The following is a 26,289-nucleotide window of genomic DNA, read 5'->3' as shown; positions in this document are numbered from 1 at the left end:
GGAGGGCCGCCGGCCGGGGCGGGCCGGCACAGCGCCCCGGCGGAGGCAGCCCGGCGGCGCCCACACGGGCGCCCGCCCCTGCCCGGGGCGGGCGGTGTGGGCGACGCGGGCCCGGACGGAGGACGTCGGCCCCGAGACGCCCCGCCTGCCCCGCGAGGGCCCCCGGGCGGGAGCGGGCCGGCACGGCGCCGGCACCCCGACGGACGCCCGCCCCGCGGAGGCGGGGCGGCGCGGCGTGGGCCCGGACAGAACCGGTCGGCACCGCAGCGCCTCAGACACCCGGCGGCACCCGGCGGAGGCCGGCGGAGGCACTCCCGGCCGGGGCGGGCCCGAGGGCACGGCGCCCGCAGCGCCCCAGACACCCGGCGGAGGCCGGCGGCACCCGGCGGCATCCGGCAAAGGCCGGCGGAGGCACTCCCGGCCGGGGCGGGCCCGAGGGCACGGCACCCGCAGCGCCCCAGACACCCGGCGGAGGCCGGCGGCACCCGGCGGCATCCGGCAAAGGCCGGCGGAGGCACTCCCGGCACGCCGGGGCGGGCCCGAAGGCACGGCACCGCAGCGCCTCAGACACCGGCGGCACCCGGCGGAGGCCGGCGGCACCCGGCGGCACCCGGCAAAGGCCGGCGGAGGCACGCCCGGCACGCCGGGGCGGGCCCGAGGGCACGGCACCGCAGCGCCTCAGACACCGGCGGCACCCGGCGGAGGCCGGCGGAGGCCGGCCCGGCACGCCGGGGCGGGCCCGGGGGCAGTCACCCCGCGGTGGCGAGTTCCCGCTCCCGCGAAACGACCCGCACCGTGGGGTGCACGCCCTTCCACCCCACGGCGATCCGCAGGCGGCCGACGCGTGCGAGCACCACGCCCACCACGACCGCGGACAGCGCCGCGACCGCGCCGCAGACCGCGAACCCGGCCCGGGGCCCGTAGACGTCCGTCGCCCACCCGGCCAGCGGCGCCCCGAACGGCGTGCCGCCCAGGAAGATCATCATGAAGAGCGCCATCACCCGCCCCCGCATCGCGGGTTCGGTCGCCATCTGGATCCCGGTGTTGGCGGTGACGTTGACCGTCATGCTGAACGCCCCGATCGGCACCAGCAGCAGCGCGAACATCCACAGCTCGGGGCTGAGCGCCGCCATCACCTCCAGCACGCCGAAGGCGAACGCCGCCGCGATCAGCAGCCGCAGCCGCGCCTGGCTCCGCCGCGCCGCCAGCAGCGCGCCGGCCAGCGAACCGACCGCGATCAGCGTGTTGAACAGGGAGTAGCCGCCTGCCCCGGTGTGGAAGACGTCGTCGGCGAAGGCGGAGAGGACGACGGGGAAGTTGAACCCGAACGCCCCGACGAAGCCGATCAGGACGATCGTCCAGTACAGGTGCGGCCGCCCCGAGACGTAGCGGATGCCCTCCCGCAGCTGGCCCTTGGCGCGCGGGGCGCGCTCCACCGGGTGGAGTTCACGGGCCCGCATCATCATCAGACAGGCGATGGGCGCGGCGAAGGACAGGCCGTTGATCAGGAACGCCCAGCCCGTGCCCATGCCGGTGATCAGCACACCGGCGACGGCGGGCCCGACCAGGCGGGCGGACTGGAAGTTGGCGGAGTTGAGGCTGACCGCGTTCTGCAGCTGGCTCCGGCCGACCATCTCGGAGACGAAGGTCTGCCGCGCCGGGTTGTCGACGACCGTGGCCATGCCGACCAGCATCGCGGCGACGTAGACGTGCCACACCTCGACGTGTCCGCTCAGGTCGAGCGCGGCGAGCGCGAGGCCGGTGACGGCCATCGAGGACTGGGTGACCAGCAGCGTCGGCCGCTTGGGCAGCCGGTCGACCAGCAGGCCGCCGTAGAGCCCGAACAGGAGCATGGGCAGGAACTGCAGGGCCGTGGTGATGCCGACGGCGGTGGACGAGCCGGTGAGGCTGAGCACCAGCCAGTCCTGGGCGATGCGCTGCATCCAGGTGCCGATGTTGGAGACGACCTGGCCCGCGAAGAAGAGCCGGTAGTTCCGGACCCTCAGGGAACTGAACATCGACCCCTCGCGGGGCCGTTCGACGGAACCGGTCCCGCGGGCCGCACGGGCGGGACGGGCAGTGCGGGCGGTGCGGGCGGTGCGGATCCTGCGGGTGGTGCCAGGGGTCGTTGGTTCGATCGGTGCGGGGGCGGAGTCTGCTCCGGGTCCCGAACTCAAAGAGTTTCGCCTCCTTCTGGGGTCCAGCTCACAGGTGGGCGAGCTTCTCCAGCACCGGCGCGGCGGCGCGGAGCTTCGCCCATTCCTCCTCGTCGAGTCCCTCCTCCACCAGCGCGGCGAGGAACGCGTTCCTCTTGCGGCGGCTCTCCTCGAGCATCGCCTCGGCCGCGTCGGTCTGGGAGACGACCTTCTGTCTGCGGTCCTCCGGGTGCGGCTCCAGACGCACCAGCCCCTTGGCCTCCAGCAGGGCCACGATGCGGGTCATGGACGGCGGCTGCACGTGTTCCTTGCGGGCCAGCTCGCCGGGGGTGGCGCGGCCGCAGCGGGCGAGGGTGCCGAGCACCGACATCTCGGTGGGGCTCAGCGACTCGTCCACCCGCTGGTGCTTGAGCCGGCGGGCCAGTCGCATCACGGCGGAGCGCAGGTCGTTCACGGCGTCCGAATCGTCGCCGTGGGTGAGGTCCAGCATGTCTTTAGAGTAACTCATTACTCTGGCTAAAGAACACCGGAAACGCCTGGTGCCGTCAGGAGGGTGCGCTACATCACCCGAAGGAGTGATCCCGGGAGCGGAAACGGGACACCTGTCCACACCCGGCGCGACCCTCGTCCCCATGCAGATGACGCAGACGACGGGTCACGACGACACCGGTGTGCTCAGCCTGCGTGTCGACGGGGACCTGCTCGACCGTCTCCGCACGCACGCGGCGAGAAGCGGAATGAGCGTCCAGGACTATGTCGTCCGGACGCTCGTGAGGGACGACTTCGACCAGCGGTTCCGGGCCGCGGTCGAGGAGACGCGGAAACACTACGGCCCCGCGCACGGGAACGCGGGGCCGTAGTGGCTGTGACGGCCGGAGCCGCCGGACGCGGGACCGGCAGGCCCCGGGCGGATCAGGCGAGGCCGAGGGCCGGCATCAGGTAGTAGAAGACGAACACCGCCGCCACCGCCCACATCGCGGCCGGGACGCCCTTGGCGCGGCCGGTGACCAGGCGCAGCACCGCGAAGGTGATGAAGCCGAGGCCGATACCGGTGGTGATGGAGAAGGTGAACGGCATCGCCAGCATGGTGATGAAGGCCGGGATCGCGATCGACCAGTCGCTCCAGTCGATCTCCTTGATGTTGCCCGCCAGGATCAGGAAGCCGACCGCGACCAGCGCCGGGGTGGCGGCCTGCGACGGGACCATGGTGGCGACCGGGGTCAGGAAGAGCGCGACGGCGAAGAGCGCGCCGCTGACCACGTTGGCGAGACCGGTGCGCGCACCCTCGCCGACGCCCGCGGTGGACTCCACGAAGCAGGTGGTGGCCGAGGAGGAGCTGGCGCCACCGGCGGCGACCGCGATGCCGTCGATGAACAGCACCTTGTTCATGCCGGGCATCTGGCCCTGGGCGTCGGTCAGCTTGGCCTCGTCACTGATGCCCATGATCGTGCCCATGGCGTCGAAGAAGCAGGACAGCAGGACGGTGAAGACGAAGAGGATGCCGGTCAGCAGGCCGACCTTCTCGAACCCGCCGAACAGGCTGACCTGACCGATCAGGCCGAAGTCGGGGGCCGCGAAGGGGTTGCCGGGCCACTCGGGCGTGGTCAGGCCCCAGCTCTCCACGTCGGCGAGGGCGTGGATCACCATGGCGACGACGGTCATCACGACGATCGAGATCAGGATCGCGCCGGGCACCTTGCGGATCATCAGGGCGAAGGTGAGCAGCACACCGAGGACGAAGACCAGGACCGGCCAGCCGAGGAGCTGGTTGCCGACGCCGAGCTGGAGCGGGACGGTGGTGTGGGCGGCGTCCGGCATGCGGGTGACGAAGCCCGAGTCGACCAGACCGATGAGCAGCACGAACAGGCCGATGCCGATGGCGATCGCCTTCCGGATGCCGAACGGCACCGCGTTCATCACCCGTTCCCGCAGGCCCGTGGCGACCAGCAGCATCACCACGAAACCGGCCAGCACGACCATGCCCATCGCGTCCGCCCACGACATCCGCGGGGCGAGCTGGAGCGCGACGACGGTGTTGACGCCGAGGCCGGCGGCCAGCGCGATCGGCACGTTGCCGATGACGCCCATCAGGAGGGTGGAGAAGGCCGCGGACAGGGCGGTCGCGGTGACCAGCTGCGCGTTGTCGAGCTGGTTCCCGTACATGTCCTTCGCGCTGCCCAGGATGATCGGGTTCAGCACGATGATGTACGCCATCGCGAAGAAGGTGGCGAATCCGCCGCGGATCTCCCGGGGCAGGGAGCTGCCGCGCTCGGAGATCTTGAAGAAGCGGTCGAGAGCGCCGAACCGGGGCCGGCTGCCCGGCTGCTCGGGCGCGGTGGCCTTGGCGGTGGCCGAGGTGGACATACGGGACCTCAGATGCACAGGGGGGGTTGGGGGGTCCGCCCGGCAGCTCTCGTGGTTTCCTACGATTTGATCCAGCCAGGCGGTGTCTCCACCAGTATGAACATATAAACCAGGCGTTAGCGAATCTCTGAACGCGAATGTGACGAGGGTCGAAAGAGGGTGCGACGGGCCTCGTAAACTGTGGTCATGGCGAAGTGGACCCCCAAGCACGAGGCGCCGGAGCCCCTGGAGGGGCCCGTGGTAGCCACCATCACCGGCGGCACGATCCTGTGGTTCGTCCTCTTCCTCGTTCAACTGCCCTTCTACGGATGGTTCGACGACAACGGGCACGCGTGGTGGGTGTGGACCTGTCTGGCCGGCGGCGGGCTGGGGATCATCGGCATCTGGTACGTCCGCAAACGGGACACGGCGATCAAGCGGGCCGAGGCGGAGCGGCACGGCGCCGCGTGACGCGTTTCACGCCACGTCACTCACGCTGACGCCGCCCTCCGGCGCGCGCAACCCGCGCGCATCCGTCCGGCTCTCCCGCGGTCCTTCCTCCCGCCACCCGGGCGGAGTTCCGGACGGCGTTCCGGACGGCGTTCCGGGCCGTCCAGTGACAGAGTGCGGGCCCGCGGCGGGGCGCGCCCCGGGACAAGGCAAGGCCCGCGACGGGCAGGACCCGCGGCCGAGCAGGGGCCGCGGCAGGACAGCGCCCGGCGCGGGGCAGAATCCGCGACGGGGCAGGACCGGGGAGCGGAACCCTCGGCAGAGCAACGCCCGTGGCAGGACAGGACCTGCGGCGGCGCGGGAGAGGTCAGTCGGCGCGGCGGCGGCGGGCCGCGGCCCACAGGCCCACGACGGCCGCGACCACGGCCACCCCGCCCAGCGTCACGCTCCCCTCGTTACCGCCTCGCCCCCCGTCCTCCCCGGAGGACGGACCTCCTGCCGGTGACGATGACGACGGCGAGCCGGGCGAGGACGCGTCCGGGGACCCGGCGGACGCCCCCTCCGGCGCGGGCCGCGCGACCACCCGGCTCCCCTCCCCCTCGCTGCCGAACAGCAGCAGCCGCCCGTCCGCGCTGTACGTGAGCGACTCCCCCTGCCCCTGGAACGGCGGCGACAGCCGCTCCCGTTCCTCGGGCCGCCCCCCGTTCCAGTCCAGCAGGACGCCCTCCAGGTACCCGCGCACCGCGAGCTGCGCCCCGTCCGGCGAGAACGCCGCGTCCGTCGCCCACACGTTGACGTCGGCCACCGGCCGGAACAGGTTGACCCCCTGCGCCGAGAGCCGCTCCGGTCCCGCGAACAGGCGGCCGTCGCCCTCGCGCCGCTTGTCGACGATGTAGACCCGCCCCGTCCCCGGGTGCACGGCCAGCGACTCGGCGTCCCGCGCGCCGCCCTCGTAGCGCACCACGTACTGGGTGGCCCGCACGGTGGCGTCCCGCAGCTCCTTCGGCTCCTCGAACGCGTAGATCCAGACGTGGTCCCAGCCGCCGTCGAAGTTGTCGCCGATGTCCCCCACGTACACGCGGCCGTCCGGCCCCACCGACACGGCCTCGATGTCCCGCGCCTGCCCCACCCCCGCGAGGGTGACCGTGGCGACGGTCCGTCCGGTCCGCCCGTCCACGGCGAACACCCGCGAGCCGTCCTCGCTGTCGTTGTGGGTCCAGTAGACCCCCGGATGCCTGCGGGAGGCCGCCAGGCCGCTGGACTCGGTGATCCGCGGGTCCTGGAGGGTGAACCCGCCGCCCTCGTCGGCCACGGCGGGGGCGGCGCCGGCGACGGCACCACCGGCGGTCAGGACCAGGGCCCCGGCAAGAGACGCGAGCGAGCGACGCAGCATGCGCACAGTGTCCCCCCTCACGTCGCGTCGCGGGCCCGGAACGGGGCATCATGATCCAATGCTCAGGTTCATGCCCGTCGGGGACTCCATGACGATCGGCAGCGCGGGGGAACACACCTGGCGCTACCGCCTCTGGCAGCACCTGCGGGGCACGCTGGACGCGCCGTTCGCGATCGTCGGCCCGCGCGAGGCCCTCCACGACCCGGCCACCGACGGGCCCGACTCCTTCGCGTACGCCCCCGACGTCGACCCGGCGTTCCCCCGCGCCCACCTGGCCGGCTGGGGCGAGGGGTGGCACCACATGATGCCGCTGATCGGCGACGCCGTCCGCGCCCACCGCGCCGACGTGCTGCTGATCTCGCTCGGCCTGATCGACCTGGGCTTCTACACCAACGCGCGGCAGACCGCGGACAACGTCCGCCGCTTCGTGATCGACGCGCGGGAGGTCCGGCCCGCGGTGCGGATGGTGATGCTGCCCGTCATCCCCAACGTCCGCGCCACCAAGGACGAGGCCTTCGCCGCCGAGGTCACCCGCTTCAACGAACTCCTCGCCAAGGAGGTCGCGGAGCTCCACACCGACCTCTCCCCCGTGCTGCTCGCACCCGTCCCGCCCGGCTGGGACATCGACCACGACACCTACGACGGCACCCACCCCAACGCCTCCGGCGAGCACCGGATCGCGGCCACGTTCGCCGACGTGATGTACGAGGAGTGGGGCTACGGGGCCCGGTACGAGCCGTAGCCCTCCCGGCGAATCCCCTCGGTGACCTGCCGGGCGTGCCTGTCGTTGAGCAGCCCCGGCCGTGCTCGACCGAGGACATGGCCGGGGAAGGAGTGCCACGATGACCGTCCTCGTTCGAGAGGGGATCGACATGGCCGCCGTCGACGAGCAGGCGCTGGACGCCCTGTTCGACCAGATGACTGTCCCCGAGGGCTACAGGGCCGAGATCGTCGGGGGAGCCATTCACATGTCGCCGCAACGGCGTGTCCACTGGGAGATCACCCGCAGGGTCGTCCGGGCTCTGGAGGACGCCTTCTGCATGGACGCCCTCGTCCTTTCCGACGTGCGTATCGACTTCCCCGGCCCTCTCAACGGTTTCTGCCCTGATGTCGCGAAGATGCGCGACGGCGCGGAGTCGGTACGAGGGGAGCGCTGGCGGTACCAGGACGTCGAGTTCGTCACCGAAGTGATCTCCCAGAGCACAGCGCGCAACGACTACGAGCCCAAGAAGCGGGCCTACGCCGCGGCCGCCGTTCCCGTGTACCTCATCGCCGATCCTTACCAGCGCCGGTGCCACGTCTACACCGAGCCGAAGGAGGGCGAGTACCGGACGGAGCTCATCGTCGCCTTCGGTGGTGACGTCGACCTCACCTCCACCTCCCTGGGCCTCACCCTCGCCACCAAGGACTTCCCTGTGGAGTGATCACCGGCCGACCGACGAGTCCCTCTTGCCCGACGCCCCGTCAGGGCGTTGGCTAGGGGACCATGAAGTACACACAGCTGGGACGCACGGGTCTCAAGGTGAGCAGGCTGGTCCTCGGGACCATGAACTTCGGGCCGCAGACCGACGAGGCCGACAGCCACGCGATCATGGACGGGGCGCTGGACGCCGGGATCAACTTCTTCGACACGGCCAACGTCTACGGGTGGGGCGAGAACAAGGGCCGCACCGAGTCGATCATCGGCAGCTGGTTCGCCAAGGGCGGTGACCGCCGCGACAAGGTGGTGCTGGCCACGAAGGTGTACGGCAACATGAGCGCCGACGAGAAGGCCTGGCCCAACCACGACCGGCTCTCCGCGCTGAACATCCGGCGGGCCGTGGACGCCAGCCTCAAGCGGCTGAACACCGACTACATCGACCTGTACCAGTTCCACCACATCGACCGCCGGACGCCGTTCGAGGAGATCTGGCAGGCGGTCGACGTCCTGGTGCAGCAGGGCAAGATCCTCTACGTGGGATCCTCCAACTTCCCCGGCTTCAAGATCGCCCAGGCGAACGAGGTCGCCTCGCGCCGCGGCGGCGGTGCGATGGGCCTGGTCAGCGAGCAGTGCCTGTACAACCTGGTCGAGCGGCGCGCCGAGATGGAGGTCATCCCGGCCGCGCGCGACTACGGGCTGGGCGTGATCCCCTGGTCGCCGCTGCACGGCGGTCTGCTGGGCGGTGTGCTCAAGAAGGAGAGCGAGGGCAAGCGGCGGGCCGGCGGCCGGTCCGCTGACGCGCTGGCCGACACCGCCATGCGGGGGAAGGTGCAGGCCTACGAGGACCTGCTGGACAAGCACGGCCTGGAGCCGGGCGAGGCGGCGCTGGCCTGGCTGCTGACCCGGCCCGGCGTCACCGGGCCGATCGTCGGTCCGCGCACCGCCGAGCAGCTGGAGTCGGCGCTGCGGGCCGTCGAGCTGGAACTGGGCGAGGAGGTGCTGGCCGGGCTGGACGAGATCTTCCCCGGTCCGGGCCCGACGCCGGAGGCCTTCGCCTGGTGATCGCCTCGCACGCCGTCGGCCGGGCTACCGGCCGACGGCCGAGGCCAGGGCGACGACGACGAACATCAGGACGAGCACACCGGCCATGATCCGGTTACGGGTCTTGGAATCCACGCCTTCGAGGTTAACCGGAGGCGCCCAGCTCCCAGCGGGCGACCGTCTCGTAACGGGGCTGCTCGCCGGGGACGCCGGAGCGGGGCAGCCGGCTGTGGACCAGGGACAGCTCGTCGACGGTCCAGGAACGGCCGCGGTGGCCGTCCAGCGCGTCCAGCAGCGGCCGGACGTCCGGGGCGGCGGCGCCACGGCCGGAGCGGGCCAGCGAGAGGTGGGCGCGGTAGCGGCGGTGGTCCTCCATGGGGACGCCGGCCTTGCGGGCGGCGGCCTCGGCCCGTGAGGCCAGGAGGCTCAGGTCCCGCACGTCGCCCTCGACCCCGGCCCAGAACGCGCGGCCCCGGCCGAACTGGCCGGCGCCGCGCAGGGCCAGCGCGAACGGCTCGGTGTGGGCCGCGGCGCGGGCCAGCCGCTCGCGCAGCGCGGGCAGCAGGTCCTCGTCGACCTCGCCGTAGAAGGCGAGGGTGAGGTGCCAGTGGGCGGGGGTCGTCCAGCGCAGGTCCCGCCCGGCGGGGAGGTCCCGCAGCGGGGCGACCGCCTCCGCGAGGTCCTGGAGCACGTCCTTCGGGGGCAGCACGGCGGCGAAGAGGCGCATGGACCAAGCCTGACGCTCCCCACCCCCCGACCGCCACCGCTTCCCCCAGCCTCCGCCCGCGCCGCCGACTCCGCCCCTCCGCCCGCGCCGCCCGGTGGCTCCGCCCGGTCGACCGGCGGACCTGCCCCGGCAGGCGGTCGGTTGCCCGGCAGTCGGCCAGTCCAGCAGACGCAGCCACGCGGCAGTCAATCGGCCCGGTGGTCGATGGCCAGGCGGGCGGGCAGCCAGGCGGGCGGGCGGTCGCCCTGCGGTCCGCCGGCCCTGCGGTCGACCTGCCCCGCGGTCGGTCGGCTCCGCGGTCGGGCGACCCAGCAGTGGGAGCGACGCGGCGGTCGATCGACCCTGTGGCCGGTGGCCCGACGGACGAGCGGACCGGGCAACCAGCCACCGCACAGCAGCCGGCCGACCCGGCCACCGGTCGGCCCGGCCACCGGTCGGCCCAGCGGGCGGAGTGGCCCGGTGGGCGGACCGGCGGGGGCCGCGCGGTGGGTCAGTCGAACCAGCGGGCCGTGGCGAGTTCCTCGGTGCGGGTCGGGTCCTCCAGGAGGGCGGCCACCTCGAAGCGGCGCGGCCACTGGCGGGCCGCCCAGGCGAGGCCCGCGGCGACGCCCTCCAGTGTGGCGGCGTGGACCGTGCCGTCGTCGGTGAGCCGCCAGTCCAGTTCGGTGCCGTCGACCACCAGTTCCTCGTGCTCCACGTAGGACGCCGGCGCGGACGGCCCCAGCAGCGCCCGTACCGCGTCCGGCACCTCGTGCTCCACGCCCTCGGAGGTGACCGTGCCGGGCACCGTCTCGCTGAGGCGGCGGATCTGGAAGAGCTCGGCGAGGTCGGCGGCGCGGTCCGGGCGGACCGGGAGGAGCGGGGTCCCGGCGATCAGCGGCAGCAGGTCGGGCGAGTCCACCACCACCGCGTAGGCGGCGTCGACGATCTCCGCCCGGCCGTCCACCACCGCGCGGACCTCGTCCGGCAGCAGCCCCACCCGCTCCGGATCGAGCTCGGCCAGCGCGCTGTAGAGGCCGTGCAGCTGGGCCGGGGTGACCTCGCGGTCCGGGTCGGCGAGACGGTCGAGGAGTTCGGCGGCGCCGCCCGGTTCGTCGAGCAGCGCGTCCACGGTGGTGCGCACGCCGAGGGCGCGGAGCACCTGGACGTCGTCGAAACCGGTGGCGTCCGCCTCGTCGTAGAGGCCCCGCAGCAGCGGGTCGCCGCCGGCGGCGAGCAGCCCGGCCGGGCGCCGGCCGTCGAGCACCGGGTGGCCGCGCAGCCACCAGGCCGTGTACGGGCGGACGGTCTCGTGGGTGCCGTCCGGCATCAGTACCCGCACCGGCTGGACCAGGGCGTCCCGCAGCGGCGGGAGGGAGAGCAGCGCCAGCGCCTCGGGCCAGTGGTCGTCGTCGACCAGTTCCAGGTCGCGGACGGCGACCAGTTCGGTGGCGACGGGCGGCACGGGGGTGTCGGGGAAGCGGTCGAGGACGTCCTCGCACCAGACGTCGACCGCGTCCAGCAGCCCGGCGTCGTCGGGTTCGGCGAAGTCCCCTTCGCGCGGCTCCAGTTCGTCCGGGTCGAGGACGACGTCGCTCGCGCGGACCAGCGCGAAGCCGGCCAGCACGCCGCAGGCGGCGAGCGTCTCCTCACCCCAGCGTCCGGCCAGTTCCTCGTCCACGGCGGGCAGTTCGCCCTCGCGGACGACGCGGGCGAAGTCGCTGCCGGGGAAGAGGAGTTCACCGGCGGGCGCGAGTTCGCCCTCCTCGTCGGGCAGGGCCAGCGCGCCCAGCCAGGGCTCGTCGCCCGGCTCCAGGTTCGCGTCGCGCACCAACGTGAGGACCAGGTCGGCGAGTTCGTCGGCGTCGAGGGCGTTCTCGTCCCAGCCGCCGCCGCCGTCGTCGTCCAGCGAGGCGGCGACCGCCGCGCGGACCTGGCCGGTGGTCAGGACGGCGCGGGCGGTCGCGGGCAGCGCGCCCAGCTTCTCCAGCAGCGGGTGGGCGGCGTCGGGGTGGGCGACCTTGAGGCCGAGGCGGCCGAGGACCTCCGGCTCGATCCGCGGCCCGTCGGGCGTGGGCAGCAGCACCTGGCGGGGGCCGATCACGGTACGGCGGTCGGCGAGCGGCACGGGCAGACCGCTGAGCCGGTCGGGGTCGACGCCCAGCAGGCTGTCGTAGAGCCGCCGCCACCACTCGGGAGACTTCTCCAGCCCGGCCAGCCGGTCGATCGCGTCGGTCAGCGGCAGCCGGGCGACGCCCAGCGCGCGCAGTTCGGTGCGGCGCTCCAGCCCGGCGGGCAGCAGGGTGGGCAGCACCTCGGCGAGGACCCGGACGGTACCGGCGCCCGCGCCCTCGACGATCTCCGCGTCGCGCGGGCGCAGCGCCTCGGGGAGGTCGCTGTCGGAGCCGTCGCCCGCGGGCGGGAGGGCGGGCGGCAGGAAGGCCGTGCGGGGCAGCCGCTCCAGGACGGCCGCACGCAGCGCGCCGTCGAGTTCGCCCTTGCCGAGCGGTCCGGGAACCAGGTCGATCAGGCCCTCGCCGACCGGGCGCCAGGAGGCGAGCAGTTCGGCGTAGAGCCCGGCGGCGCGCTCCACCAGGAAGTCGGTCAGCGGTCCCGGCGCGACGTGCCGGCGGGTGGTGTCCAGCGGGAAGGCGGCGATCAGCAGGGCGGGGACGCCGATCGGCTCGTCGCTGGGGGTGGGCGCGTGCAGGACGGGACCGGTGCGGGGACGGCCGGGCGCCCCGGCCTCGTCGACGGGGACGGCCCAGGTCACCGACCAGTGGGGGCGCAGGCGTTCCTCGACGGGGCGGTCGGCGAGCAGCCGCGCGTCCAGTGGGCCCTCACCGGCGGCGGTGCGCCAGCGGGTGGGGCCGGAGAACGAGTCCTCGACGACCACGCAGTCGCCCTCGTCGCGGCGGCGCAGCACCCGCTCGGGCGCGTCGGCGGTCTCCACGACGACCTCGGCCAGCCCGGGCAGGGCGAGCAGCAGCGCGTCGTCGACGGCGTCCAGCAGCCGCGCGGCCAGCGCCTCGGCGGCGGTGTCGCGGAGCGGGAGGATCACGGCGGTGTCGTACGGGTCCGGCGCGGTGCCCTCGGCGGGGAAGGGCAGGCGCAGCACCGGGACGTGGCCGTCGCGGCGGCGGATCTCCTCGGTGAGGCCCTCGGCGTCCCTCTCCCCGGCCTCGGCGGCGGCCAGGTCGCGGGACTCGGCGAGGGACCAGCGGACGCCGCCGTGGCGGGAGACCACGGCGGGTTCGTCGGTGACCGCCAGCACGGCGGCGAAGCCGACGCCGAAGCGGCCGACGGCGGTGCCGGTGTCACGTTTGGCGGAGGCGCGCAGGGTGGAGAGCGACTCCACGCCGGCCGCGTCGAGCGGGGCGCCGGTGTTCGCGGCGACGAGGACGCCGTCGCGCAGGGTCAGGCGCAGGCGGCCGGGCACACCGGCGCGGGCGGCGGCGTCGGCGGCGTTCTGGGCGAGCTCGACGACCAGGCGGTCGCGGTACCCGCCGAGGACCAGGTCCTCCTCGGCGTTGGCGTCCTCACGGAAGCGGGCGGGGGCGGCGGTCCAGGTGTCCAGGACGGCGCGGCGAAGACGCGCCGTCGCGAAGGGGTCCGGGGCGCCGGGGTCGGTGCTCGTCACGTTCACGTGAAGGAGGCTAGCGCCCTGGCGGGGCCGTCCACGATCCGCCGTGGCCCCGGCGGGACGACCCCGTTCACCTCGCGGTCACCGTGAGCCTGCACCATGGCGGGGTGAACAGCACCCAGACGCCCCGGACGGCACTGACCGTCGGGTTCGACCTCGACATGACCCTGATCGACTCCCGCCCGGGCATCCACGCCTGCTACACGGCGCTCTCCGAGCGCACCGGCACCTTCGTCGACGCGGACCTGGCGGTCACCCGCCTGGGTCCGCCGCTGGAGACGGAGCTGGCGTTCTGGTTCCCCGAGGAGCGGGTGGCGGAGGTCGCCGGGCTGTACCGGTCGATGTACCCGCAGTACGCGATCACCCCGACGACCGCCATGGCCGGTGCCCGGGAGGCGGTGGACGCGGTACGGGCGGCGGGCGGCCGGGCCGTGGTGGTGACGGCGAAGTACGAGCCGAACGCCGAACTGCACCTGGCGCACCTCGGTATCGAGGCCGACGCGGTGATCGGCGGCCTGTGGGCGGAGGCCAAGGCGGAGGCGCTGCGTGAGCAGGGCGCGACGGTCTACGTGGGCGACCACGTGGGCGACGTGCTCGGGGCGCGGCGCGCCCGGGCGTTCTCGGTCGCCGTGGCGACCGGCCCCTGCCCGGCCGAGGAGCTCCGCGCGGCGGGCGCCGACGTGGTGCTGGCGGACCTGGGGGAGTTCCCGTCCTGGCTGGCGGGCCACCTTCCGGAGCCGGCGCCCGAGGCCGCCTGAGCGCGGTGCCGCCGGGCACACGACCGGGCAGCGCCCAGGTCAGAGCGCAGGGCAGCACGCGGGGCAGCGCGCAGGACCGGCCGGGCGGACGGCCCCCCGGCGGGCCACGATGCGGGCCACCGGGCGGGCCATCTCCGCGTCAGGCGCCCTGGGCCGTCGTCGCCCCACGGGCCGCGGCGCGCGCCGCGCGGCGGCCCGCCGCGGCGGACTTCAGCACGCCCGCGGCGGCGATCACGAAGCCCACGCCCATCAGCATGCTCAGGCAGAACATGTAGACGGGGAACGGCGTGGTGCCCAGGAAGAGCGGCGCCACGGTGACCAGGGTGGCCACCGCGCCGAGGACGAAGACGATGCCGCCGATGCGGACCAGGCGGTCCGCGGAATTCATTGGTGTTTGTTCGCGCACCCGACCAGGGTAGTTCCCAAGCCAGGGGAAACGGCCGGGGGACACCTTGTCCCCGGGCGGGTGCCCACTAGCCTGTGAAGTGGCCGGTGTCCGACGCCGTCCACCACCCCCGCGACACACCACCGGCACCAGTACCAGCACGAGGACGAGGACGACGGACGTGCCCACCGGCAAGGTCAAATGGTTCAACAAGGAGAAGGGCTTCGGCTTCCTCTCCCGCGACGACGGCGGTGACGTCTTCGTGCATTCCTCGGTCCTGCCCGTCGGCGTCGAGGCCCTCAAGCCAGGCCAGCGGGTCGAGTTCGGCGTGGTGGCGGGCCAGCGGGGCGAGCAGGCGCTCGCGGTGACGCTGCTGGAGCCCGCCCCCTCGGTGGCGGCGGCGCAGCGGCGCAAGCCGGCCGAGCTGGCATCCATCGTGCAGGATCTGACCACGCTCCTGGAGACCGTCGTGCTGGGCTCCCTGGACCGGGGCCGCTACCCCGACAAGGCGGCGGGCGCGAAGGTCGCCACCCTGCTGCGGGCGGTCGCCGACGAGCTGGACGTCTAGGTCCAGACCGGGGCGGGCGGGTCGGCGCCCGGCGCCGGTCAGGGGAAGGCGAGCGCGTCCGGCTTCAGCGCGGGCACGAGCCCCTGGTCCGCCGCGCGGTCCAGCAGGCCGCGGACCGCCGCGTAGCCCTCCTCGCCGAGGTCCGCGCTGAACTCGTTGACGTACAGCGCGATGTGCTGGTCGGCGACGGCCGGGTCCATCTCCTGCGCGTGCTCCATCACGTACGGCCGCGTCGTCCCCGGGTCCGCCCAGGCGGCGCGGACGGAGGCGCGGGCGGCGTCGGCCAGCCGGTTCAGCGTGCCCGCGCCCAGGGAGCGCCGGGCGATGATGGCGCCCAGCGGGATGGACAGCCCGGTGGTGGCCTCCCAGTGCTCGCCCATGTCGGCCAGCTTGTGCAGGCCGTAGTTCTGGTACGTGAACCGGGCCTCGTGGATGACCAGGCCGGCGTCCACCTTCCCGTCGCGGACGGCGGGCATGATCTCGTGGAACGGCATCACCACGATCTCGCCGACGCCGCCGGGCACCTCGGCCGCCGCCCACAGGCGGAACAGCAGGTAGGCGGTGGAGCGCTCGCTGGGCACGGCGACGGTGCGTCCGGCGAGACCGGCGGGGTCGCCGGCGTCGCGGGTGAGCACCAGCGGCCCGCAGCCCCGGCCGAGGGCGCCGCCGCAGGGCAGCAGCGCGTACTCGTCCAGCACGTACGGCAGCACCGCGTACGACACCTTCAGCACGTCGAGCTCGCCGCGCTCCGCCATGCCGTTGGTGATGTCGATGTCGGCGAAGGTGACGTCGAGGGCGGGCGCGCCGGGGATCCGGCCGTGCGCCCAGGCGTCGAAGACGAAGGTGTCGTTGGGGCAGGGCGAGAAGGCGATGCGCAGGGTCTCGGGCTCGGTCCGGTTGTCGCTCATGGCTCCACTCTTTCGGTGCTGAGGCGCCTCAGGACGGGTGCGAGGCGTCCGAAGGCGGTGGTGAGGGCGGCCAGCGCCTCGGGGATCCGCCAGGCGGCGCGGTCGCGGGGGCCGACCGGGTTGGAGACGGCGCGGATCTCCAGCACGGGCACGCCGTGCGCGGCGGCGGCCTCGGCGACGCCGAAGCCCTCCATCGCCTCGGCGAGCGCGCCGGGGTGGCGCTCGCGCAGCAGCGCGGCACGGGCGGCGGTGCCGGTGACGGTGGAGGCCGTGAGCACCGGTCCGGTGGCGGCGCCGGTGGCCGCGGCGGCGGCGCGCACCAGTGCGGGCGGCGGGCGGTGGGTGACGGCGCCGAAGCCGAGTTCGGTCACCGGCAGGAAGCCGTCGGCGGTCTCCGCGCCGAGGTCCGCGGCGGTGATCTCGTCGGCAACGACCAGGGAGCCGACCGGCGCGGCGGGCGCGAAGCCGCCGCCGATACCGGCCGAGACGGCCAGCCGGTACGGCTCGCCGCGGAGGGCGGCGGCGGTGAGCGCGGTCGCGGTGGACGCGGCGGCGAGCGCCGGGCCCACGCCGACGGCGAGGAGATCCAGGCCGGTGGGGTCGTTCGGCAGGCCGGTCCGCAGGTGGCGGACGAGGAGGCCTCCGGGGAGCCGCGACTCACCGGCCACGGGGCCGAACGCGCGGGCCACCGCGTCCCCTTCGGCGGGGACGGCGGTGGCCACGAGCACGCGGGCGGGGCGGGCGGTCAGCTGACGCCCTCCTCCAGCTTGAAGGTCCACAGGCCGGTGGTCCTGGCCTTGTCGTCCGGGTCCAGCGCCTGGATGGCGACGGTGGTGGAACCGCCCTGGGCGCCGTACTGCGGGCTGAAGAAGATGCTGCCCGGGATCGTCCGGTAGGTGCGCTCGCTGTCCGCGACGAGCGGCTTGCCGTTCATCAGGATCACCCAGCGGCTCTCGGCGATCTCCGGGTCGACGCCGAACCGGACGGTCTCGTCCTGGTCCACCGTGAGCGTCGGGACGTCCTTGTCCGACAGGCAGGAGGTCAGCTCGTCCGGCTTGATCTCCTCGCCGTGTGCGTAGCAGGAGGCCTCCGAGCTGACCGTATCCGAACCGACGGTCACGGTGGCCACGGGCGACGGCTTGTCGCAGGCGGAGAGAACGAGCAGCCCGGCGGAAACGGCGCCGACGGCGGCGACGACTCGGCGGCGTCGCCCGGCGGAGTGCAACGAGGTCATGGCCGAAGGCTATCTGGCCTTGGCAACGACAAGGTCACGCGGGGTCGGCGTGCCGCTCCCGCACGGGACGCATACCGGGCCGCAGCGGGCGCTTTCGCCCGGCCCCCGGCCCTCGCGACCCGCGGCACGGCCGCCCGCGGCGGCCGCACCGTCAGCTGTGGCCGAGATCCTCCGTGGAGGAGTCCGCGGTCGCCGGGACCGAGCCCTCGTCGGGGACGGCGACGGGGTGCAGGACCATCGACTCGACCCGCGTCTCGTCCAGCACCGGCGGCGCCGGCCGCAACGGCTTCGGCATGACGGCGGCCTCCGAGTGGGCCCCGCAGCCGTACCCGAGCGAGACCACCCGGCCGTCCGCGGGCGAGAACTCGTTGGCGCACACCCCGAAGGCCTGCCCGAGCGAACCGCCGACCCGGGCGAGGAACCCGCAGCTCATGCACGTCGCGGGTGCCGCCTGGGCCATCGGCGTCTTGGGCCCGAACGAGTCCTCCCACCGGTCGGCCGCGCTGTGCAGCCCGTACCGCGACAGCACCCGGGCCCGCCGCAGCCCCAGTTCCTCCGCGACGGCCGCGATGGTGCCGCGCGCCGGGCCGGCCGGCAGCTCGGCCGGCTTCGCGCCCGCGACCTCGGCGTCCTCCGCCTCGACCAGCGCGGCCATCTCGTCGGAGACCGCGGAGTTCGGCGCCGGCTCGTCCTCGCCGGTCCAGCCGGGCTCCAGCCGCAGGTCGTCCGCGTTGCTGGGCAGCAGGTCGCCGGGGCCCAGGTCGCCGGGGCGCAGCCGCTCGCTCCACGGCACCCATTCGGGTGCGAGCAGCGCGTCCGGGCCGGGCAGCAGCACCGTCTCGTCCAGGGTGACGATCTTCGCGCGGGACGCGCGGGCCACCGTCACGGCCCAGCGCCAGCCGCGGTAGCCGAGTTCCCGGCACTCGAAGAAGTGGGTGACGACGCGGTCGCCCTCGGACACCATGCCGACGTGTTCGCCGACGACGCCGGGCGCGGCCGCCTCCTCGGCGGCGGCGCGGGCGAGGTCGACGGCCTCGGCGCACAGGCGGTCGGGGGTGCGGCTTCGCGTTGTCGCTGCGCTCACAGGTATCGCTTCTCTCCTACGCCGTCTCACGGGTGCGCGCGTACGGCGGCGGAGCGGACGGAGCGGACCGGAGGGCCGCGTCGACGTCCGCGCCCGATCGCGCTCGGGCGCACCTATGTCATCCATTCTGCGGGATGAAGTTCAGGCGCGCGGCCGAGTACAACCACCACGGCGCGCAACCGAACGCTACCTGCTCCGTGGCCGTCGGCCCACACCGGCGGGCGGTTCCGGCGATCCCGATCGGCGCCGGACGGCCACGCGCGGACGCGGACCGGTTGCTCCGACAATACGAACCGCCCGTTCGGAACAGCGCATAACCGCCGTGAGCGGGGCACTATGACGGGGTGGCAGCCGCTCGGACGTCCCGCACCCGTAAGGGAGGAACTACCGGCGGAGCGGGCCGTGACGGCGGACCGCTCCGTGCCGTCGGGCGCGTGCTGAGGGCCCCCGTGCGAGGTGCCGGCCGGCTGATCCGCCGTGCCACCCACGCCCACGGGGCGGGCGAATCGGGGCTCGGCAAGCTGATCGAGCTCCACGCGGTGAACGGGGCGGGCGACGTCCTGATCACCGTGGCGCTCGCCTCCACCGTCTTCTTCTCCGTCCCCACCGACGAGGCGCGCGGGCGGGTCGCGCTCTACCTGGCGATCACCATGGCGCCGTTCACCCTGCTGGCCCCCGTGATCGGCCCGCTGATCGACCGCATCCCGTACGGCCGGCGGGCCGCCATGGCGAGCTCGATGGGCGCGCGGGCGGTGCTGGCGCTGGTCCTCACCGGGGCGGTGGCCGGTGGCGGGCTCCAGCTCTACCCGGCGGCGCTGGGCGTGCTGATGTGCTCCAAGGCGTACGGGGTGGTGCGCAGCGCGGTGGTGCCGCGGCTGCTGCCCCGGCGGTTCTCGCTGGTCAAGGCGAACTCGCGGGTCACCCTCGGCGGGCTGGTGGCCACCGGGGTGGCCGCCCCGGTGGGGGCCGGGCTGCACCAGCTCGGGCCGCGGTGGCCGCTGTACGCGGCGTGCGCGGTGTTCGTCGCGGGGACGCTGCTGTCGCTGTCGCTGCCGAAGAAGGTCGACTCCGCCAAGGGGGAGGAGCCCGCGCTGCTGGCGGCCGACCCCGAGCATCTGCACGGCCCGCACCGGCGCACCCCGGGTGACCGGCCCCGGCTGGCGCTGCGCACGGTCGGCACGAGCGTCACGCACGGCCTGGTGGTCAACGCCTCCCAGCGGGTCCTGTCGGGGTTCCTGCTGTTCTTCCTGGCGTTCCTGCTGCGCGAGCACCCGATGAGCGGGCAGAGCGTGGCGGTGTCCATGGGCATCGTCGGGGTCGCCGCCGGTACGGGCAACGCGCTGGGCACGGCGGTGGGGGCGTGGGTGCGGTCGCGGCCGCCGGAGCGGATCATCGTGTCGGTGGTCGCGATGGTGGTCGTCGCGGCGGTGCTGGCGGCGGCGTTCTTCGGGGCGGCGATGGTGGCGGTCCTCGCGGGGGTCGCGGGCTTCGCCCAGGCCCTGTCCAAGCTCTCCCTGGACGCGATGATCCAGCGGGACGTCCCGGAACAGGTCCGGACCTCGGCGTTCGCCCGGTCCGAGACGACGCTGCAGATGGCGTGGGTGGTGGGGGGCGCGATCGGGATCTCCCTCCCCCTGGTGGGGCCGCTCGGGCTCGGGGTCGCCGCGGTCATCGTGGGCGCCGGCTGGGCCCTCACCGCCCGCGGTCTCCTCCACGCCGCCACCACCGGAGGCCGCCGCCACCTGGCGTGACCCACCCCCACCACCCGCGGCCGCGGGGGCGGCCACAGGGCGGCGCCTTGTCCGGGCGTGACCCCGCGGGCGGTGATCAGGCGGGGCGGCGGGCGCGGTGGAGGACGTACAGGGCGGAGAGGACCGCGGCGCAGCGCAGGACCACCGGCCACGTCTCCGTGAGCGCCGCCGCGAACTCGCCCTCGGGGATGGCCGCGCCCCACCGCCCGCTCGCCCGCCCCCACACCCACGCCACGCCGCCCGCGACGGCGACCCCCGGCATGGTGACGAGCGCCCACCGCGTCTCCCCCGGCCCCAGCCGCCGCGACGCCCACACGATCAGCCACCCCAGCGCCAGCGGCGGCAACTGCCCCAGCACCGCCCCCGCGACGAGCAGCACCGCGGCGGCCACCAGCACGGGGCTGCCGAGGCCACCACCGGCCGTCCGCCGCGGCACCCACGCGAACCGGCGCCGCCGCGCCGGAGCCGCGGCCGGGGCGCCCTCGCCGGCCTCCGCGGCCTCCCCGGCCCCCGGGGACACGGCCGCGTCGGCCCCGTCCGCCGCCCCGCGCGCCCGCGGTGGCGGCTTCAGCATCTCGGGGATCTCCACACCGCCGGTGAACCCCGGCACCTCGTCCGCCCGCACCGGCGCGTCGACCCGCCACCAGTCCCCCGCGTCCGCCCTCGCCCCGGGCGTCGGCGCCGATGCCGGCGTCTCGTCCGCCCGCTGCTTGGGCACGCTCTTCCGCAGCCCCCACAGCCGCCCCGCCAGGAACGGCTCCGTGGAGGACGTCGACAGGCGCGGTCCGGGCGAGGTCACCGGTCCGGGTTCCGCCTCGGCCTCCCGGCCCTCCGGGGCCGCGGGAGCCGCCGACGCGGGCGGCACCGGTGGCGCGGGCGGCGCGGGCGGCGTCACCGGCGGGTCGGGGACCCGCTGCGCCGGCACTGGCTCCCCCGCCGCCGCGACCACCGCGTCCGGCGGCCCCAGCCGGTCGAGGATCCGCCTCACCGTGGCCGGGCTGTCCCCCGTCGTCCTGGCCCGCCGCCGGTCGATCTCGCCCCGCAGCTCCGTCACCAGCCGCATCCGCGTGGCCGACGGCAACTGCCGCTGCTGGGCGACGTCACCGACCCGGCTCAGGTAGTCGTAGACCAGCCGGTCGCTCTCGATACCCACCCGCTCCACCTCCCGTGCACCGCCCTGCGACCACCCCCGCGCACCCCCGGGCCGCCCATTCGGCACGCTAGCGCAGTCGCCCCGCCGTCACCGGGGAACTCCGCGCGGGACACCCCCAACCCGCCGCCCCGCCTGCCCCTCCACGGCCCTGCCCGGCCTGTGACGGTCCCACCCACTACCGTTGGGCGGATGAGCACCGAGGAGAAGCCGGCGGCCACCCCCCGTTCCCTCGCGGAGGCGTTGCGCGCCCGGGACGACGTGTCGTTGTCCGCGCTGCTGCGCGCCCGCCCCGACCTGGTCAGCCCGGTCCCCACCGACCTGACGCAGCTGGCCACCCGGGCCGGCACCCGCGCCTCCGTGGCTCGCGCCCTGGAGCGGCTGGACCGCTTCACCCTGCAGACCGCGGAGGCGCTCGCCGTCGCCTCCGACCCCGCCTCCTACGACGAACTGCTGCGGCTGATGGCCGGCGAGCAGGGCGACGACCCGGAGGCCGCCGCGTCCCCCGTCGTCCGCGCCCTCCCGCACGCCGTGGACAAGCTGCGCGAGCAGGCCCTGGTGTGGGGCGACGACGCCCGGCTGCGCCTGGTGCGCACCGCCCGCGAGCTGATGGCGCCCACGCCCCGGCACCCCTCGCCGACCGGCCTGGGCCCCACGGTGGCGGAGGCCGCCGTGCCCATGTCGCCCAACCGGGTGCAGGACATCCTGGCGGCCGCCGGGCTGTCGTCCACCCACGACGCGGTCTCCGCGGTGACCGCGCTCACCGAGCTCTTCACGGACCCGCAGCGCATGTCCGACCTGCTGTCCGACGCGCCCGCCGACTCCCTGGAGATCCTGGACCGCCTGGTCTGGGGCCCGCCGTACGGGCAGGTCACCCACGACCCGGCGCCCCGGCTGCGCTGGCTGATGGACCGCGGCCTGCTGCTGCCGATCGCCCCCGGCACCGTCGTGCTGCCCCGCGAGGTGGCGCTGCACCTGCGCGGCGGGCGCGCCCACCGGGTGACCGAGCCCCTCCCGTCCGCCGTGCGGGCCGCCGCGCGGCACGCGCCACAGGTCGTGGACGCCACCGCGGCCGGGCAGGCCTACCAGGCACTGGTGACCGTGGAGGACCTGCTGAAGCTGTGGGACGGCGGCGGCCCGGCCGTGCTGCGGGCCGGCGGGCTCAGCGTGCGCGACCTGAAGCGGACGTCCGTCTCGCTGGGCGTCTCCGAACCGGAGGCGGCCTTCTGGCTGGAGATCGCCTTCGGCGCGGGCCTGCTCGCCTCCGACGGGGAGGCCGACGAACGGTACGCGCCGACCCCCGCCTCCGACGAGTGGCTGGACCGGCCGCCGGCCGAACGGTGGGCCCGGCTGGCCCAGGCCTGGCTGACCGCGACCCGCACGCCCGGCGTGGTCGGCGGGCGGGACGCCAAGGACCGCGCCCTGTCCGCGCTCGGCGCCGGCCTCGACCGCTCCGCAGCGCCCGAGGTCCGGCACCGGGTGCTGACACTGTTGGCCTCGCTGCCCGCCGGGTCCGCGCCCGACGAGCGCTCCCTGCTCGACCGGCTCCAGTGGGAGCGCCCGCTGCGCCGGGCGGACGGGACGGCCGGCTCGTCCGGAGGCCCGTCCGGCGGCGAGGAGGACCTGCGGACCCGGCTCGCCCGCTGGACGCTGGAGGAGGCCGAACGCCTCGGCGTCACCGGGCGGGGCGCGCTCGCCTCGCACGGCCGCGCGCTGGTCCTCGGCGAGGCCCCGGAGCGGGGGCGGGAGCCGCTGCGGGAGGCCGAGGCGGAGCCCGGGCCGACGGCGGACACGGGGGTTGGGCAGGCGGACTCCTGGGCCGGGCAGGCGGACTCCTGGGCCGCGCCCGCGGACGCCGGGCCCGGCGACAAGCTGCCGGTGCACCGTCACCTCAACGCCAACGCCACCGGCCGTCCCGACCCGGTCCCCGCACCGCTGCCGCCCGCCGAGCAGGCCGCCGCCGCGGACACCGCGGCCCAGGTGCTCACGCCGCTGCTGCCGGCGCCGCTGGACCACGTACTGCTCCAGGCCGACCTCACGGCGGTGGCGCCCGGGCCGCTGGTGCGGCCGCTGGCCGAGATGCTGGACGTCCTGGCGGAGGTCGAGTCCAAGGGCGGCGCCACGGTCTACCGGTTCACTCCCGGTTCGGTGCGGCGGGCGCTGGACTCCGGCCGCACCGCCGCGGACCTGCACGCCTTCCTCGCCGCGCACGCGCGGACGCCGGTGCCGCAGCCGCTCGCCTACCTGATCGACGACGTCGCCCGGCGGCACGGTGTGCTGCGGGTGGGGGCGTGCTCCTCGTACGTGCGGTGCGACGACGAGAAGGTGCTGGAGGAGATCCTGGCCGACGGCCGTTCCCACGGGCTGGGGCTGCGGCGGCTCGCGCCCACCGTGCTGGCCGCACGGACCGACCCGTCGACGCTGCTGGAAGGCCTGCGGTCGATGGGGTTCGCCCCGGCCGCGGAGTCCTCGGAGGGCGATGTGCTGGTCGCCCGTGCCGCCGCGCACCGGACCCCGCCGCGGGCCCTGCCGCAGCCCGTCCCGGAGGGGCCGCCGACGCCGGACGGGGTCCAGCTGTCGGCGGCGGTGCGGGCGATCCGGGCCGGGGACGCGGCCGCCACCGCGCCGCTGAAGACGCCGGAGGTACCGGAGGGCGACCTGCCGCGGACCTCGGCGGCGGACACCCTGGCGACGCTGCAGATGGCGGTGATGACGGGGACGCGGGTGCTGATCGGGCACCTCAACGCGGAGGGCGTCGCCACGCAGCGGGTCCTGACCCCGCTCAGCGTCGAGGGCGGCTTCGTCACCGCCCACGACCACACGGCGGCGGGCGTCCGCACGTACCCCCTCCACCGCGTCACCGGCGCGGCCGAACTCGCCGACGACGACGCCTGACCGCGGCCCGGCCACCGACCGCGGGGCGCGGTCGGTGGTCGCTGTCAGCCGCCGTCGAGGACGTCGTCGGCGTCGATGATCCGGTAGGCGTACCCCTGCTCCGCCAGGAACCGCTGCCGGTGCGCCGCGAAGTCCTGGTCGACCGTGTCCCGCGCGACCACGGAGTAGAAGTGGGCCTGGTGCCCGTCCGCCTTCGGCCGCAGCACCCGCCCGAGCCGCTGCGCCTCCTCCTGCCGGGACCCGAAGGTCCCCGACACCTGGATGGCGACCGTGGCCTCGGGAAGGTCGATCGAGAAGTTGGCGACCTTCGACACGACCAGCACGTTGATCTCGCCGTTGCGGAACGCGTCGAACAGCTTCTCCCGCTGCGCGTTGCTGGTCTCGCCCTTGATGACCGGCGCGTCGAGGTGCTCGCCCAGTTCGTCGAGCTGGTCGATGTACTGCCCGATGACCAGGATCTGCTGCCCGGCGAACTTCCGGACCAGCGCCTCCGTCACCTTCCGCTTGGTGGCGGTGGTCGCGCAGAACCGGTACTTCTCCTCCGTCTCGGCGGTCGCGTACGCCAGCCGTTCGGAGTCGGTGAGGTTGACCCGGACCTCGACGCAGTCGGCGGGCGCGATGTAGCCCTGCGCCTCGATCTCCTTCCACGGCGCGTCGAACCGCTTGGGCCCGATCAGCGAGAAGACGTCGGACTCCCGCCCGTCCTCCCGCACCAGCGTGGCGGTCAGCCCGAGCCGGCGCCGGGCCTGCAGGTCGGCGGTGAACTTGAAGACCGGCGCGGGCAGCAGGTGCACCTCGTCGTAGAGGATCAGCCCCCAGTCACGGGAGTCGAACAGCTCCAGGTGGGGGTAGACGCCCTTCCGGCGCGTCGTCAGCACCTGGTAGGTGGCAATGGTGACGGGCCGGATCTCCTTCTTCGTCCCGCTGTACTCGCCGATCTCGTCCTCGGTGAGCGAGGTGCGCCGCACCAGCTCGGCCTTCCACTGCCGGGCCGAGACGGTGTTGGTGACGAGGATCAGCGTCGTCGACTTCGCCTGTGCCATGGCCCCCGCGCCGACCAGCGTCTTGCCCGCGCCGCAGGGCAGCACGACGACGCCGCTGCCGCCGTACCAGAAGTTCTCCACCGCCTGCTTCTGGTAGGGCCGCAGCTGCCAGCCGTCCTCGTGGAGGTCGATCGCGTGGGCCTCACCGTCGATGTAGCCGGCGAGGTCCTCGGCGGGCCAGCCCAGCTTGAGCAGCGTCTGCTTGATCTGGCCGCGCTCGGAGGGGTGCACGGCCACCGTGTCGGCGTCGATCCGGGCGCCCACCAGCGGGGCGATCCGCTTGGACTTCAGCACCTCCTCCAGCACCGGCCGGTCGGTGGTGGTGAGCACCAGGCCGTGGGTGGGGTGCTTGGAGAGGGTCAGCCGGCCGTAGCGGTCCATCGTCTCGGCGATGTCGACCAGCAGCGCGTGCGGCACCGGGTAACGGCTGTGGGTGACCAGCGCGTCGACGACCTGCTCGGCGTCGTGCCCGGCGGCGCGGGCGTTCCACAGGCCGAGCGGGGTGATGCGGTAGGTGTGGATGTGCTCGGGCGCCCGCTCCAGTTCGGCGAAGGGCGCGATGACCCGACGGCAGTCGTCGGCCTGCTCGTGGTCGACCTCCAGCAGGAGCGTCTTGTCACTCTGCACGATCAGCGGACCGTTCAACGCGCCACCTCTCCCTCACTCGGCCGCACCTCGTCGGCCAAACGTCCAGTGTGCATCACGCGGCGGCGGGGACGGGGTGACGGGGAACACCCGGCCGGCGTCAGGGGCGGCGCCCGCGTCGGCGGTGGCCCTCCACGCAGAACCGGTTGCCCTCCGGGTCGGCGAGCACCACGTACGGCCGCTCCCCGGGGGCCGTGGTGTCGGTGGGGTGCGGCCAGTCGACACGCCGTGCCCCGAGGGCCACCAGGCGCTGCACCTCCTCGTCGAGGTCGCGGTCGCCGGCGTCCAGGTCGAGGTGGACGCGGGGGAACTCCTCGGCGGGGCTCTCGCTGGTGTCCATGGCGAGGGCGGCACCCGGCTCACCGGGCGGCGGCTCCAGGACGATCCAGTCGTCTCCCTCGAAACGCGGAGGCCGTCGCGCGTAGCCCAGCGCCTGCCGCCAGAACTCACCCGCCCGCCGGTCGTCGTGGACGCCCAGCGAGATCTGCTTGATGGTCGCCATGCCGGCACCCTAGGGCCCGCCGGACCCCTGCCGAAGCCCGCGAACGCCGCTCCCCGCACAACCGCCGCCCCCCGCGGTTCCACCGCCCCGCAGACCCACGCCCTCACGGACCCGCCGTCCCCCCGCGGACCCACCGCCCTCACGGAACCACCGTCCTCGCGGACCCACCACCCCCCGCAGACCCACGCCCTCGCGGACCCACCATCCCCCACGG

The 26,289-nt window shown here is 74.8% G+C and carries 23 protein-coding genes; 9 read left to right on the top strand and 14 right to left on the bottom strand.

The window, feature by feature from the left end; genetic code table 11:
* Nucleotides 1-749 precede the first annotated feature (749 nt).
* Both GBN72_RS26060 and GBN72_RS26055 read right to left on the bottom strand, forming a co-directional pair.
* Nucleotides 750-2,018: an MFS transporter gene (locus GBN72_RS26060; protein WP_164540884.1), complete on the bottom strand. Its 1,269-nt coding sequence runs from the start codon at nucleotides 2,016-2,018 to the stop codon at nucleotides 750-752.
* Nucleotides 2,019-2,205: 187 nt separating this feature from the next.
* Complete coding sequence (locus GBN72_RS26055) at nucleotides 2,206-2,646, bottom strand: MarR family winged helix-turn-helix transcriptional regulator (protein ID WP_151774356.1); 441 nt, start codon at nucleotides 2,644-2,646, stop codon at nucleotides 2,206-2,208.
* Between the two features lie 142 nt (nucleotides 2,647-2,788).
* Here GBN72_RS26055 and GBN72_RS26050 point away from each other — a divergent pair, with 142 nt between their 5' ends.
* Nucleotides 2,789-3,016, top strand: coding sequence for a hypothetical protein (locus GBN72_RS26050; RefSeq protein ID WP_246212915.1), 228 nt, complete (start codon nucleotides 2,789-2,791; stop codon nucleotides 3,014-3,016).
* A 52-nt stretch (nucleotides 3,017-3,068) separates the two neighbouring features.
* Here the strand turns inward: GBN72_RS26050 and GBN72_RS26045 are convergent, their stop codons facing one another.
* Nucleotides 3,069-4,520: an NCS2 family permease gene (locus tag GBN72_RS26045; RefSeq protein ID WP_151774355.1), complete on the bottom strand. Its 1,452-nt coding sequence runs from the start codon at nucleotides 4,518-4,520 to the stop codon at nucleotides 3,069-3,071.
* A 186-nt stretch (nucleotides 4,521-4,706) separates the two neighbouring features.
* Here GBN72_RS26045 and GBN72_RS26040 point away from each other — a divergent pair, with 186 nt between their 5' ends.
* Nucleotides 4,707-4,970 carry a DUF2530 domain-containing protein gene (locus GBN72_RS26040; RefSeq protein ID WP_151774354.1) on the top strand — a complete coding sequence of 88 codons (264 nt, stop codon included), beginning with the start codon at nucleotides 4,707-4,709 and terminating at the stop codon, nucleotides 4,968-4,970.
* 346 nt (nucleotides 4,971-5,316) lie between these two features.
* Here the strand turns inward: GBN72_RS26040 and GBN72_RS26035 are convergent, their stop codons facing one another.
* Entirely contained in the window at nucleotides 5,317-6,339 is a 1,023-nt protein-coding gene (locus tag GBN72_RS26035) for a WD40 repeat domain-containing protein (protein ID WP_151774575.1), read from the bottom strand.
* 61 nt (nucleotides 6,340-6,400) lie between these two features.
* On the opposite strand from GBN72_RS26035, the gene GBN72_RS26030 reads away from it, so the two are divergent.
* The 3 genes from GBN72_RS26030 (at nucleotide 6,401) to GBN72_RS26020 (ending at nucleotide 8,824) form a co-directional block, all read left to right on the top strand.
* Nucleotides 6,401-7,084, top strand: coding sequence for a GDSL-type esterase/lipase family protein (locus GBN72_RS26030; protein ID WP_151774353.1), 684 nt, complete (start codon nucleotides 6,401-6,403; stop codon nucleotides 7,082-7,084).
* Nucleotides 7,085-7,184: 100 nt separating this feature from the next.
* Nucleotides 7,185-7,766: a Uma2 family endonuclease gene (locus GBN72_RS26025; RefSeq protein WP_151774352.1), complete on the top strand. Its 582-nt coding sequence runs from the start codon at nucleotides 7,185-7,187 to the stop codon at nucleotides 7,764-7,766.
* Nucleotides 7,767-7,828: 62 nt separating this feature from the next.
* Entirely contained in the window at nucleotides 7,829-8,824 is a 996-nt protein-coding gene (locus tag GBN72_RS26020) for an aldo/keto reductase (RefSeq protein WP_151774351.1), read from the top strand.
* Between the two features lie 124 nt (nucleotides 8,825-8,948).
* On the opposite strand, the gene thpR is transcribed toward GBN72_RS26020, so the two are convergent.
* Nucleotides 8,949-9,530 (bottom strand): RNA 2',3'-cyclic phosphodiesterase, encoded by a 582-nt coding sequence (thpR, locus tag GBN72_RS26015; RefSeq protein ID WP_151774350.1) that lies wholly within the window; start codon nucleotides 9,528-9,530, stop codon nucleotides 8,949-8,951.
* 490 nt (nucleotides 9,531-10,020) lie between these two features.
* Nucleotides 10,021-13,155, bottom strand: a complete 3,135-nt coding sequence (locus GBN72_RS26010) for a sacsin N-terminal ATP-binding-like domain-containing protein (protein WP_151774349.1) — start codon at nucleotides 13,153-13,155, stop codon at nucleotides 10,021-10,023.
* Between the two features lie 104 nt (nucleotides 13,156-13,259).
* On the opposite strand from GBN72_RS26010, the gene GBN72_RS26005 reads away from it, so the two are divergent.
* A complete protein-coding gene (locus GBN72_RS26005) occupies nucleotides 13,260-13,910 on the top strand; it encodes an HAD family hydrolase (protein WP_281371906.1) in 651 nt (216 codons plus the stop codon).
* Between the two features lie 139 nt (nucleotides 13,911-14,049).
* On the opposite strand, the gene GBN72_RS26000 is transcribed toward GBN72_RS26005, so the two are convergent.
* Nucleotides 14,050-14,298, bottom strand: a complete 249-nt coding sequence (locus GBN72_RS26000; RefSeq protein WP_439959811.1) for a hypothetical protein — start codon at nucleotides 14,296-14,298, stop codon at nucleotides 14,050-14,052.
* A gap of 178 nt (nucleotides 14,299-14,476) precedes the next feature.
* On the opposite strand from GBN72_RS26000, the gene GBN72_RS35935 reads away from it, so the two are divergent.
* A complete protein-coding gene (locus tag GBN72_RS35935) occupies nucleotides 14,477-14,863 on the top strand; it encodes a cold-shock protein (protein ID WP_151774347.1) in 387 nt (128 codons plus the stop codon).
* Between the two features lie 38 nt (nucleotides 14,864-14,901).
* On the opposite strand, the gene GBN72_RS25990 is transcribed toward GBN72_RS35935, so the two are convergent.
* The 4 genes from GBN72_RS25990 to GBN72_RS25975 all read right to left on the bottom strand — a co-directional run bounded on the left by GBN72_RS25990 (nucleotide 14,902) and on the right by GBN72_RS25975 (nucleotide 18,089).
* Nucleotides 14,902-15,771, bottom strand: coding sequence for a 1,4-dihydroxy-6-naphtoate synthase (locus GBN72_RS25990; RefSeq protein ID WP_151774346.1), 870 nt, complete (start codon nucleotides 15,769-15,771; stop codon nucleotides 14,902-14,904).
* Nucleotides 15,768-16,550: a futalosine hydrolase gene (locus tag GBN72_RS25985; RefSeq protein WP_246212914.1), complete on the bottom strand. Its 783-nt coding sequence runs from the start codon at nucleotides 16,548-16,550 to the stop codon at nucleotides 15,768-15,770. Before GBN72_RS25985 ends, GBN72_RS25990 begins: the two co-directional genes overlap by 4 nt.
* Nucleotides 16,517-17,005 (bottom strand): DUF2771 domain-containing protein, encoded by a 489-nt coding sequence (locus GBN72_RS25980; RefSeq protein ID WP_151774345.1) that lies wholly within the window; start codon nucleotides 17,003-17,005, stop codon nucleotides 16,517-16,519. Before GBN72_RS25980 ends, GBN72_RS25985 begins: the two co-directional genes overlap by 34 nt.
* A 151-nt stretch (nucleotides 17,006-17,156) precedes the next feature.
* Nucleotides 17,157-18,089: a DUF3027 domain-containing protein gene (locus GBN72_RS25975; protein WP_151774344.1), complete on the bottom strand. Its 933-nt coding sequence runs from the start codon at nucleotides 18,087-18,089 to the stop codon at nucleotides 17,157-17,159.
* Between the two features lie 344 nt (nucleotides 18,090-18,433).
* Here GBN72_RS25975 and GBN72_RS25970 point away from each other — a divergent pair, with 344 nt between their 5' ends.
* Nucleotides 18,434-19,840 (top strand): MFS transporter, encoded by a 1,407-nt coding sequence (locus GBN72_RS25970; protein ID WP_151774343.1) that lies wholly within the window; start codon nucleotides 18,434-18,436, stop codon nucleotides 19,838-19,840.
* A 76-nt stretch (nucleotides 19,841-19,916) separates the two neighbouring features.
* Here GBN72_RS25970 and GBN72_RS25965 read toward each other — a convergent pair whose 3' ends face one another.
* On the bottom strand, nucleotides 19,917-20,993 hold the full coding sequence (locus tag GBN72_RS25965) for a hypothetical protein (protein ID WP_151774342.1): 1,077 nt from the start codon (nucleotides 20,991-20,993) through the stop codon (nucleotides 19,917-19,919).
* Nucleotides 20,994-21,182: 189 nt separating this feature from the next.
* Between GBN72_RS25965 and GBN72_RS25960 the strand changes: the two genes are divergently transcribed.
* A complete protein-coding gene (locus GBN72_RS25960) occupies nucleotides 21,183-23,885 on the top strand; it encodes a helicase-associated domain-containing protein (RefSeq protein WP_151774341.1) in 2,703 nt (900 codons plus the stop codon).
* 44 nt (nucleotides 23,886-23,929) lie between these two features.
* On the opposite strand, the gene GBN72_RS25955 is transcribed toward GBN72_RS25960, so the two are convergent.
* Nucleotides 23,930-25,573 carry a DNA repair helicase XPB gene (locus GBN72_RS25955; protein ID WP_151774340.1) on the bottom strand — a complete coding sequence of 548 codons (1,644 nt, stop codon included), beginning with the start codon at nucleotides 25,571-25,573 and terminating at the stop codon, nucleotides 23,930-23,932.
* 100 nt (nucleotides 25,574-25,673) lie between these two features.
* Nucleotides 25,674-26,075, bottom strand: a complete 402-nt coding sequence (locus tag GBN72_RS25950) for a VOC family protein (RefSeq protein WP_151774339.1) — start codon at nucleotides 26,073-26,075, stop codon at nucleotides 25,674-25,676.
* Between the last annotated feature and the right edge of the window lie 214 nt (nucleotides 26,076-26,289).

Source organism: Streptomyces abyssomicinicus, from assembly GCF_008974245.1.
GTDB lineage: Bacteria > Actinomycetota > Actinomycetes > Streptomycetales > Streptomycetaceae > Streptomyces > Streptomyces abyssomicinicus.
The sequence above is the reverse complement of the archived record's forward strand: the minus strand, read 5'-3'. Positions and strand labels throughout refer to the sequence as shown.

What these genes read in the sequence shown, in the direction of transcription:
- thpR (WP_151774350.1), bottom strand. Translation starts at nt 9,530, where the DNA reads ATGCGCCTCTTCGCCGCCGTGCTGCCCCCGAAGGACGTGCTCCAGGAC.
- GBN72_RS25990 (WP_151774346.1), bottom strand. Translation starts at nt 15,771, where the DNA reads ATGAGCGACAACCGGACCGAGCCCGAGACCCTGCGCATCGCCTTCTCG.
- GBN72_RS25950 (WP_151774339.1), bottom strand. Translation starts at nt 26,075, where the DNA reads ATGGCGACCATCAAGCAGATCTCGCTGGGCGTCCACGACGACCGGCGG.
- GBN72_RS26030 (WP_151774353.1), top strand. Translation starts at nt 6,401, where the DNA reads ATGCTCAGGTTCATGCCCGTCGGGGACTCCATGACGATCGGCAGCGCG.
- GBN72_RS26000 (WP_439959811.1), bottom strand. Translation starts at nt 14,298, where the DNA reads ATGAATTCCGCGGACCGCCTGGTCCGCATCGGCGGCATCGTCTTCGTC.
- GBN72_RS26055 (WP_151774356.1), bottom strand. Translation starts at nt 2,646, where the DNA reads ATGCTGGACCTCACCCACGGCGACGATTCGGACGCCGTGAACGACCTG.
- GBN72_RS26045 (WP_151774355.1), bottom strand. Translation starts at nt 4,520, where the DNA reads ATGTCCACCTCGGCCACCGCCAAGGCCACCGCGCCCGAGCAGCCGGGC.
- GBN72_RS25980 (WP_151774345.1), bottom strand. Translation starts at nt 17,005, where the DNA reads ATGACCTCGTTGCACTCCGCCGGGCGACGCCGCCGAGTCGTCGCCGCC.
- GBN72_RS26040 (WP_151774354.1), top strand. Translation starts at nt 4,707, where the DNA reads ATGGCGAAGTGGACCCCCAAGCACGAGGCGCCGGAGCCCCTGGAGGGG.
- GBN72_RS26025 (WP_151774352.1), top strand. Translation starts at nt 7,185, where the DNA reads ATGACCGTCCTCGTTCGAGAGGGGATCGACATGGCCGCCGTCGACGAG.
- GBN72_RS26020 (WP_151774351.1), top strand. Translation starts at nt 7,829, where the DNA reads ATGAAGTACACACAGCTGGGACGCACGGGTCTCAAGGTGAGCAGGCTG.
- GBN72_RS26060 (WP_164540884.1), bottom strand. Translation starts at nt 2,018, where the DNA reads ATGTTCAGTTCCCTGAGGGTCCGGAACTACCGGCTCTTCTTCGCGGGC.
- GBN72_RS25960 (WP_151774341.1), top strand. Translation starts at nt 21,183, where the DNA reads ATGAGCACCGAGGAGAAGCCGGCGGCCACCCCCCGTTCCCTCGCGGAG.
- GBN72_RS26050 (WP_246212915.1), top strand. Translation starts at nt 2,789, where the DNA reads ATGCAGATGACGCAGACGACGGGTCACGACGACACCGGTGTGCTCAGC.